This is a genomic window from Neobacillus drentensis, from assembly GCF_036965645.1.
Lineage (GTDB): Bacteria > Bacillota > Bacilli > Bacillales > Cytobacillaceae > Neobacillus > Neobacillus drentensis_D.
The window spans coordinates 1-8,460 of record NZ_JBALPZ010000208.1; the positions used below are offsets into that span (position 1 = coordinate 1).

An 8,460-nucleotide genomic window follows, 5' to 3' on the forward strand; every position below is an offset into this window, starting at 1 on the left:
TTTACATAGTTAGTACGACGACAAAAGGCTTCGCTAGACCCACTCAATCTTTTTGTTTCATATTGGATAAGAATAAAAATGAAGGAGGAAACAATGGAAGAACAAGCATATTTTGATTTAAAACGGGGAGAACGAGGAGCCATAATAAGTATTTTCACTTATATTTGTTTATCTTAATTATTGGATACATAGGCATTCTGAAGCTTTAAAAGATGATGGATTAAACAATGCCACTGATATAATCGCCTCAATTGCCGTCCTTATCGGTTTAAAATTATCCCAACGACCTGCTGACGATGACCATCCATACGGACATTGGAAAAGTGATACAATTGCCTCAATGGTAGCCTCATTTATAATGTTGGTTGTCGGATTACAGGTAACTTACGAAGCCATAACTAGTATTTTTAACGGAAGAACGGAATCTCCAGATTTGATTTCAGCATGGACGGGTCTCTTTTGTGCGTTAGTGATGTACTTTGTTTATCGCTATAATAAAAAATTGGCAAACGACATCAATAGCCAATCTGTGATGGCGGCAGCAAAGGATAATCTATCCGATGCATGGGTTAGCGTAGGGCCTTTCATTGGTATTATAGGTACACAGTTCGGTCTTCCTTGGCTAGATCCATTAACAGCAATCATAGTCGGTTTACTTATTTGTAAAACAGGTTGGGAGATTTTTAGGGACGCTTCCCATCATTTGACTGATGGGTTTGATGAAAAATTAATAGAGTTATATAAATCAACCGTTAAGAGTTGTAATGGTGTCAAAGGTGTAAAGGATATAAAGGCAAGAAATTATGGTAATAACGTCGTGGTTGATATTATTATTTTAGTTAACTCAAATTTAGATATTCGAAAAGCACATGATATTGCTACCCAGGTTGAACAAAAATTAATAGATGATCATAACGTTTATGATGTTCATGTCCATGTGGAACCTAATTAAATAATACGTATCTTTAGCTTAGTAACCCGTCCAATTATTTTCACAAAAAGGGAGTATTCACCTTCTTACGGGGAGTAAATAATTTTGTTTTCCGCCTTACATACCAATTTGTAATATCCTAGAAGAATAAGCAAAAGTATCGGGTCAAAAATAGCTGCATGCCATAATTTCCACCATCCATAATGGAAATATCCCCAAGGTTCAGGAAGTAAGGTAACTGCCTCATAAATTACGCATGCAAATGTGAAAAGGAGAATGTAAGAAATTTTCTTTGTAACTTTGGTTCTAAAAGGAAACCAATTTAAAAACATTATGTTTACAGATGGGACTAAAAGCAAATGCGGAAGGATACTTGCCCATTCTAAAACATTTTTATTGAAATACCAGTATCCGTCATATTTATAAACAACAAAAACGTCAAATACACTTTGAAACGCAACGGAAAATGTCCAAATATGGAGAATTTGATTAGATGTCAGTCTTTTATTGGTTTTAAATGCAATAAAATTAAATATAATTATTGCGGTAATTAGTCCTATCATTTAATCTCTCCTTTTCCATATATTTTCCATTTTTTCAGAAAAGGATACTGTTTTATTACTCGGTAATTACAACACCAATGTTCAACTATAAGGCCCCGTTCGTATTATAAAGTTAGCCAGAATGCTAAATATTTCTGGTTGATCTTATTTATTAGCAAATTGATTTTCCAAGATATAGCTTAGAACCCAAATTAAACTAACAAGCACAAAACCTTCCAAAAATGAATTAACGGAAGGTTATTTGGCATGCCCTTTTTAGTATATCATGCAGTTATTAAACATTTTAATGAAAAATGTTGACAACTATTAGCTGGTTTACTTGAATAAGGATTGTATTTCTTAAGCAACTTCCTTTAGTTTATCATCAATGGATAAAAGGTCATCTATATCCACCCATATAGGGATATAAGTCCATTTATTTTCATCGAAAAATTCTTCACCTTGCCCAGTAACTCCATATTTCTTCTTTTAATTAGTGCACCTTTTTTATTTTCAATAAGAACAGCAGAACTTTTATCCCTCATACATATATTCGTTAAAAAAATCAGCACTTGTCCAGTCATTTCATTATCTTGTACATATATTATTATTACACCGCCAGCTACCTAGACATATATATTACCTCTTTGGATATAAAGAACGTTTGCCTATAAAGCAGACGTTTCTTTGCTTTTATAGGCATGTTGTATATTTTGCATTATCAATATGATGTTTGTCCAAGCAATTCTTGTCTTTTGAAATATGATATAGCGAAAGGTTTATTTCGAACAATCTAACAGGTGGTGATAAGTATGTTTGGATACGGAGGATTCGGAGGCTGCCGCGGATTTGGTTACGGCGGTTTTGGTTACGGCGGAGGCAGTACATTTGTTTTAATCGTTGTACTGTTTATCCTTTTAATTATTGTTGGTACTGCTTTTGTTATTTAATAAACCCATTCACGTTCTAGCGAGAAGAATGATTAAGGCTGGAGGTGAAATAAATGGACGGATTAGGAAGTAGTTTTGCGTTAATCGTAGTATTGTTCATCCTTCTTATCATCGTTGGTACATCATTTGTGTTCTACTAATAATAAGATGGATGGAGCAGGAAAAGGTCCTTTATCGGACCTTTTTTCGATTATCAATATCAGCCTTATTTAAAGTCGATTTTCTAGTATAGGAATATCTGCTTTTCTGATGTAGAAATCTGCATAGCGTATTTTGCGAGCTTTTAATTGTTTGAACCCTTTCTTTTACTAAACTGTCATTTGATTGAATAACGAAAATAATAAGAGACAGCCGAAACAATCAATTGTTGTGAAACTTAAACCCTCAACCATTTTTTCTCCTTCATTTTAAGGACAATTATATTCAGATCAATAAGGGGAGTGAACTATTTTTAGGAATAAAAAAATCCCATATATCAATAATAAAAAGGGTATTTTTAACTTTGGAAGGAGAAAGTTTTATGAAAAAATTATTTTTGATGGGATTTATTTTGTTATTTCCTCTAAAGTGAATCAGCTAAACAAAGATTGGTATAGAAATGCTGATGAAATAGCAGCTTTTCTTAGCGGTGCCAACCCCTATTTGAAAAATGAAGATCTAAAAAATTTGTTGTATATGCATCTGAAATTTGTGACAAATGATTTATCTGCAAGCTTGGCAAAAGATTGGAATGCAAGAATCGGTTCAATTGACGAAGGTATCACACATATAATCCTAATAGCAGAAACTATCTCTGCGGGGGTTGTAAAGCAGTTCCAGGAAAAATTCAGAAACTAGATTTCAAGAAATCTCCAGCATTCAGTTGGAAATTCTTTCATTATGGTAAGCAATTACATATGTATTTACGACTGGTTCAAGCAAATACCACTCCCTGGTTGAATAATTGCCTATCGTACTAAACGCCCTTTAGTTCAATAAGAAAACGGGTCCGCCGTAGGTACCCGTTATTGAACAGAAGCACCCATTTAACTGAAAAAAAGGATGTTATTTTTTTAAGTGACCTTTTAATTCAATTAATTTGTTCTTAATAAAAGGGTCGATTTCTTCGGGTAATTGATTTAATCTAAAAAATCTGGCTTCTATTCCTTGATCACTCCCTGGAGTTATTTCTCCTTCATACTCGGTACATAAATAACCAATTGCAACAGTATGATACCTTTCATCGACTCGATTTATTAATTCCTTACCTGAATAGACACCAAACAATTTTAACGTTTTTATTTTTAAGCCTATATTTTCAAAGACAATTCGTGTAATACACCCTTCTACTGACTCATTTAATTGCAAAATTCCACCTGGAATAGTCCACATTCCACCTACGGTTCGACTCAGTAAAATTTCTCCTTCATCATTAATGATAGCTACACTAGATCGCACTATGATTAATGGAGAGTCCCCAATCATTTCTCTTAAATCTTCACAATAGCCCATATATACCTCCAATGTTAAAATTCATTCTGAAAGTAAACGGTACCTTTACTTGACTTCAAACATATGTTTACAAAGAGTAACCTACTCCATTTAAGATGGCAGTTGTCAGCCACCTTCTATGCAAGTTGCAGTGGAACTACCTACAACATAATTTAATTCAGCTAATAAAACTTGGAGAGTGCTTTCTGTAACTAATACCTGTAATGCCTTTTCTATAATTGGAACCTTGTATTTTTGAAAAACCTTAACTGTTTCTTCCCACACTTTTATAATAGCTTTTGAAGTCATATTTGATTGAATTACCATAAAAAATCACCTCCTTCCTCCTTCCACCTTATATCTTCATAATAACATTTTCTTCTTCAACTAACCTTCTGCTAATTCACCAAGATAAAACTGTATTGTCAAACCTATCTGTAATAAAATAGCAAATTTATGAATCTGGCGAAAAACTCTTTTCAAATTCAGTTTCAATTGATATTATTCCTATTAATATAGTAGGATTAGTGGGTGTTTTCGAAAATGTCTTTGTATGAAAAATTACCAAGTGATTTTTTGATTCAATTTTATTATGAAATGAAGAAAATGATTTCAAAAGGAATAGTTACTAAAAATATGTACTATGAATTAGGACTAATAATTGCAGTTGCGTCAAGAAGAGGGATACTATTAGATAAGCCAAAAGATTTTGAACAACACATTGTCCACGAATTATTAATGGAATTAAGTAACTAGAATCCCCATGATTAAATAAAAAGTTAATCGTAAGAGGTCTTCCATTAAACAAACAAAAAATCCACTGACAAAAATCAGTGGATTTTCTTCACGAAAGCACCTGTTAATTTAAATACAACTCTTCACCATCTTGTAAGTATTAATAAAAAAGGAGCTGGCGTCGCAACTCGATATTTAATTCAGCCCCCCATGCTTTATTAACCCAACATGCACATTCTTTAACTTTTTCTGTTTTCTTGTTATCTGGTACCACCAGTAAGATGTGAGTCAAACATATCAATAATTTCTAGGAACCTATCAGCTTCCCGAAAAACATGGTCTGCAAGTAAAGGATGAATAATGCTCTTTATTTTACATTGCTCAATTAAATCACGGGCTGTTTTCTTGAAGTCCCTAAGAGAAGCAACCGACACTCGATTTTGATCAAGGAATTGATCTAACATAGGAACTGTTTGAGATTGTGGCTTCATAGATTCTAAGTCCCTTGCTTGATACAGCAATTGATCAAAATCATTGCTGAAATTCCGTGCTAAATCAACTAGTTTCCTTTCAGATGGATCAAGGAGATGACCAATAAATTTGGCATGGTCTGCCATAATTCTTAAGAAGAAGACATTTTCTTTAATAATGGCATCTGGAAGCGATTGTAATTTCCCTTCATTTAATTCAATTAATCGTTTTCTAAAATAATTAGCTTCTCTACTTGTATGGTCAACTAATAATGGGAAATTATTTGCCCCTGGTAGTTTGCATGTGAGAATTAGTCCTAATACTTTCCGTTTAAAAACGAAAATATTAGTTGCAGCTTGTTGCACCTCTGAATTAAATCTTCTTATTTGTTCAGGGTCTGTTTGATTATTAAAAGAATGGGCAGTTTGTTCAATGTGTTCAAATAAGCGATAAAATTGATTAGCCTCCTGAATTAGTTGAGTATCTTCTGCTCTAAAACCCAATCGAAGAAATAAAGAATGTTCTTTCATAATCCTAGCCCAAAAACGAATTTCATTTAAAGAGCGCTCAACAAACAATCCAGATGTAACACCTGTATCAGCATGCATAGGTGTATGATCCCCGTTCATTCTTTGACCTCCCTGAAATACTCCTTTTCCTCTATTCATATTTACATTGTCAATTGAATATGCCTTAAAGTAATGGTTCCGTATTACTTTTGAAAATATGAAATAAAGAGAGGACTATATCTTTGTTCTGCCTATGATTATCATTAGCTCCCCTTGCAATAGATGTTGAAAGTATATTTCGTTAATTCTATCCCTAGCACTTTTGCATATAATGCAGGAAAAATTTTTCAATAGACTCTGAGTAAAAACTAGTTCTGCTGAATGCATCTTAGATAAGTTACTCCACGAGGCGTTTGCAAGAATTGCAGACGCTTTTATATTTTTAGGGTTAACCAAATGGCGGATTTCTTAGAAATATGATGATTATTGTCCAATCAAGACTTGTCCAAAGAAATATATATAAATAGAGGAAAGTATTCATTCCTCAGATAACCCAATAGGTACTGGAGGTGATATAAATGGTTGACGGATTAAGTATGTCTTTTACATTAATTGTGGTATTGTTCATTCTCCTAATCATTGTCGGAACTTCTTTTATGGGCTACTAAATTGTAATGAACTAAGGGCAAATTGATTTTAATCTGTCCCTTTGTCTAGAATCCTGAAAAGATAGGAGGATGATTACACTTGGTTTTTTTCCCTGACGGCTTTAGAAGAAGAGGGTTTCTCCCTATTGAAATCGAAATCGAGATAGAGAGAAGAAGACGTATTGAAATTGAAATCGAGATAGAGAGAAGAAGACGTATCGAAATCGAAATTGAAAGAAGCAGACGCGGATTCTTTTAAGTATATGAATTAAACATGTTTTCAAAGAGCCTAAGGGCTCTCTTTTTTTTTGCGGTTTTCACCTAAAAGTTAATGAACAGGGGTAATGATGTACGTCTTCTTTCAATGAAATTCATCACCTCATCCATATTCCGAAGAGACTGATTGTACAGATGACGGATTGCAGTTGAAGTCAGCCTCTTCGCTAAGGATCCTAAGAGCAAGAATACTACCGACGAAGGATCCTAGTAAGCTTGCTACTATGCACCCCCCCCTTTTTTGACTAAAAAAGGTATTATTCCAATTGCATAAACAAGATTATTTATTAAATTTGCTAATAGATATAACTTAAATTTACCGAAGGTTAATTGGAAAATCCATAAACACCTACTGGGAATGGTCTCAATATAATTGATAATAAGTTCCATAATCTTTTTCTTGCCCTTTACTTCCCTAAAACGATAGTGAATTCCTACAAATGTTACTGTTTCTTTTATAAGTGAAGTCAAAATAGTGAAAAGGCTGCCGAAGTAGCCTACATATGGTTGATCTCTATCCCCCATTAGTTTAGAAACAGCACGGTTATGGACCAAATTTAGTATTTTACAAACTTTTTTATGGAAAAAGAAAAAAGCAACCATCATTAAGACGATTGCGAACGAAGCAACTATTGCAGGGAATGCAACAACAATATAATATATGTACAAACTATAAAAGTATATAGTCAAAACACATAATTGGCGGCTTAATCGGTCACTCTTTTTTTTTTGTTTCTTTTCCATTAAAAAATCCGTTTAAGTACAAACTTTCACCATAACTTCATAATGTGAATCATTCTAACTGTAAAATAGGTGTTCAACTAGTCCACAAAATATGAAATTGAATAGACTAATGATATACCGAGACAAACTCATATGGAGGTTATTTAATGATGAATAGAAATAGAAATGTTCCACCAAATATGTTTCCAAATGCCATGCCGAATGCCTTGCCTAATCAGATAGCTCCTTTACAACAAATGCCATCCCAATTTTGCCCACCACCACCACCATGTCCACCTCAATACTGTCCGCCTCAAGTGTTTCCTACACAGTATGATCCAGGACTAGTTGACCCTGCACAACAATATGTAAAAACAAATTTATTCAATAAAGTAGTTACACATTTACATCCTTCACATACAACAACGGTTAACAAACTGCATGTTAATCATCAACACTTTTTCCCGCACACAGAATCCTGCGTAAATGAATGCTGTGAAACACATACAATGTGCGGTGTTCCAGTCAACCCTTGTTGTCCTCCGATGGGACCATTTGGATTTTAGTTTCTTTTAACCCCATTTTTGGGGTTTATTTTTTTATCAATTACTGGGACATTTGCATAAACTAAAATCGTTCCTAGATACAAAATCTCCTTGGTACCCAAAGGGTACCTTTTTTATATAAAATTAATAAGTTGTTCCTACGTCACTATTTATGTCAAATGCGAAAAAATAAGAGCTGCCACGCAGATCTATCTTCAACTAACGCACCCCGTTAGTTGAAGTGTATTACTTCACAATCTTACACCAATACAAAGGGTAGTATTCCACCCTTAGTTCCCAACTAGAATAAGGCTTGACTGGCTCCTTCTTTTCATAACCAAATCTTCCCCTCATGAGATATTTCGTTGAGCATTAAAGCAAGTTGAACAAAATTAATTAGCCATCATTGCTTCCAAAACAACAACTTATAATTCTTTTAACATGAAATAGGCTTTTAAACCCGTAACAGCCACCTAATTGGAATCATATTTTGTTGAAGAGAGCACACTTAGAATCGCTCTTTTACAAAGAACTAACAAAATTTCTTCGGTCAAATTTCTTGTTAGATGTCCGTTTAACCTAAATATTAAATAAACATGGGAGGTAAAAATGCATAATTTTCAAAATGAACTCCAGACTTTGGGAATGGATAATTTCCAAG

11 protein-coding genes and 1 pseudogene are annotated in these 8,460 nt (G+C 33.7%); 7 read left to right on the forward strand and 5 right to left on the reverse strand.

Annotated elements, in window-relative coordinates; all coding sequences use genetic code 11:
- Positions 1 to 93: 93 nt before the first annotated feature.
- Positions 94 to 952 (forward strand): annotated as a pseudogene (locus V7266_RS28330) (cation diffusion facilitator family transporter).
- Positions 953 to 1,017: 65 nt separating this feature from the next.
- On the opposite strand, the gene V7266_RS28335 reads toward V7266_RS28330, so the two are convergent.
- Positions 1,018 to 1,494 carry a hypothetical protein gene (locus V7266_RS28335; protein ID WP_335472558.1) on the reverse strand — a complete coding sequence of 159 codons (477 nt, stop codon included), beginning with the start codon at positions 1,492 to 1,494 and terminating at the stop codon, positions 1,018 to 1,020.
- A gap of 791 nt (positions 1,495 to 2,285) precedes the next feature.
- Here V7266_RS28335 and V7266_RS28340 point away from each other — a divergent pair.
- The gene (locus V7266_RS28340; RefSeq protein WP_335469707.1) at positions 2,286 to 2,423 is read left to right on the forward strand and encodes a YjcZ family sporulation protein; all 138 of its coding nucleotides are present in this window, start codon (positions 2,286 to 2,288) and stop codon (positions 2,421 to 2,423) included.
- 53 nt (positions 2,424 to 2,476) lie between these two features.
- Entirely contained in the window at positions 2,477 to 2,563 is an 87-nt protein-coding gene (locus V7266_RS28345; protein ID WP_235744358.1) for a YjcZ family sporulation protein, read from the forward strand.
- A gap of 904 nt (positions 2,564 to 3,467) precedes the next feature.
- Here the strand turns inward: V7266_RS28345 and V7266_RS28350 are convergent.
- Positions 3,468 to 3,914 carry an NUDIX domain-containing protein gene (locus V7266_RS28350; RefSeq protein WP_335472559.1) on the reverse strand — a complete coding sequence of 149 codons (447 nt, stop codon included), beginning with the start codon at positions 3,912 to 3,914 and terminating at the stop codon, positions 3,468 to 3,470.
- 105 nt (positions 3,915 to 4,019) lie between these two features.
- Positions 4,020 to 4,220: a hypothetical protein gene (locus V7266_RS28355; protein WP_335472560.1), complete on the reverse strand. Its 201-nt coding sequence runs from the start codon at positions 4,218 to 4,220 to the stop codon at positions 4,020 to 4,022.
- Positions 4,221 to 4,436: 216 nt separating this feature from the next.
- On the opposite strand from V7266_RS28355, the gene V7266_RS28360 reads away from it, so the two are divergent.
- Complete coding sequence (locus V7266_RS28360; protein WP_335472561.1) at positions 4,437 to 4,649, forward strand: hypothetical protein; 213 nt, start codon at positions 4,437 to 4,439, stop codon at positions 4,647 to 4,649.
- A gap of 239 nt (positions 4,650 to 4,888) precedes the next feature.
- Here V7266_RS28360 and V7266_RS28365 read toward each other — a convergent pair whose 3' ends face one another.
- Positions 4,889 to 5,728 (reverse strand): DUF2935 domain-containing protein, encoded by an 840-nt coding sequence (locus tag V7266_RS28365; protein WP_335472562.1) that lies wholly within the window; start codon positions 5,726 to 5,728, stop codon positions 4,889 to 4,891.
- A 476-nt stretch (positions 5,729 to 6,204) separates the two neighbouring features.
- Between V7266_RS28365 and V7266_RS28370 the strand changes: the two genes are divergently transcribed.
- Together V7266_RS28370 and V7266_RS28375 are read left to right on the forward strand one after the other, a co-directional pair.
- Positions 6,205 to 6,276, forward strand: a complete 72-nt coding sequence (locus V7266_RS28370) for a YjcZ family sporulation protein (RefSeq protein ID WP_197031452.1) — start codon at positions 6,205 to 6,207, stop codon at positions 6,274 to 6,276.
- Between the two features lie 79 nt (positions 6,277 to 6,355).
- Entirely contained in the window at positions 6,356 to 6,514 is a 159-nt protein-coding gene (locus V7266_RS28375) for a hypothetical protein (RefSeq protein ID WP_335472563.1), read from the forward strand.
- Between the two features lie 239 nt (positions 6,515 to 6,753).
- Here V7266_RS28375 and V7266_RS28380 read toward each other — a convergent pair whose 3' ends face one another.
- Positions 6,754 to 7,275 carry a hypothetical protein gene (locus V7266_RS28380; RefSeq protein ID WP_335472564.1) on the reverse strand — a complete coding sequence of 174 codons (522 nt, stop codon included), beginning with the start codon at positions 7,273 to 7,275 and terminating at the stop codon, positions 6,754 to 6,756.
- Between the two features lie 146 nt (positions 7,276 to 7,421).
- Between V7266_RS28380 and V7266_RS28385 the strand changes: the two genes are divergently transcribed.
- The gene (locus V7266_RS28385; RefSeq protein ID WP_335472565.1) at positions 7,422 to 7,820 is read left to right on the forward strand and encodes a CotD family spore coat protein; all 399 of its coding nucleotides are present in this window, start codon (positions 7,422 to 7,424) and stop codon (positions 7,818 to 7,820) included.
- Positions 7,821 to 8,460 lie beyond the last annotated feature (640 nt).

Bases quoted from the DNA above. Each gene is read 5' to 3' on its own strand.
- V7266_RS28335 (WP_335472558.1), bottom strand. From the start codon at position 1,494: ATGATAGGACTAATTACCGCAATAATTATATTTAATTTTATTGCATTT.
- V7266_RS28340 (WP_335469707.1), top strand. From the start codon at position 2,286: ATGTTTGGATACGGAGGATTCGGAGGCTGCCGCGGATTTGGTTACGGC.
- V7266_RS28345 (WP_235744358.1), top strand. From the start codon at position 2,477: ATGGACGGATTAGGAAGTAGTTTTGCGTTAATCGTAGTATTGTTCATC.
- V7266_RS28350 (WP_335472559.1), bottom strand. From the start codon at position 3,914: ATGGGCTATTGTGAAGATTTAAGAGAAATGATTGGGGACTCTCCATTA.
- V7266_RS28355 (WP_335472560.1), bottom strand. From the start codon at position 4,220: ATGGTAATTCAATCAAATATGACTTCAAAAGCTATTATAAAAGTGTGG.
- V7266_RS28360 (WP_335472561.1), top strand. From the start codon at position 4,437: ATGTCTTTGTATGAAAAATTACCAAGTGATTTTTTGATTCAATTTTAT.
- V7266_RS28365 (WP_335472562.1), bottom strand. From the start codon at position 5,728: ATGAACGGGGATCATACACCTATGCATGCTGATACAGGTGTTACATCT.
- V7266_RS28380 (WP_335472564.1), bottom strand. From the start codon at position 7,275: ATGGAAAAGAAACAAAAAAAAAAGAGTGACCGATTAAGCCGCCAATTA.
- V7266_RS28385 (WP_335472565.1), top strand. From the start codon at position 7,422: ATGATGAATAGAAATAGAAATGTTCCACCAAATATGTTTCCAAATGCC.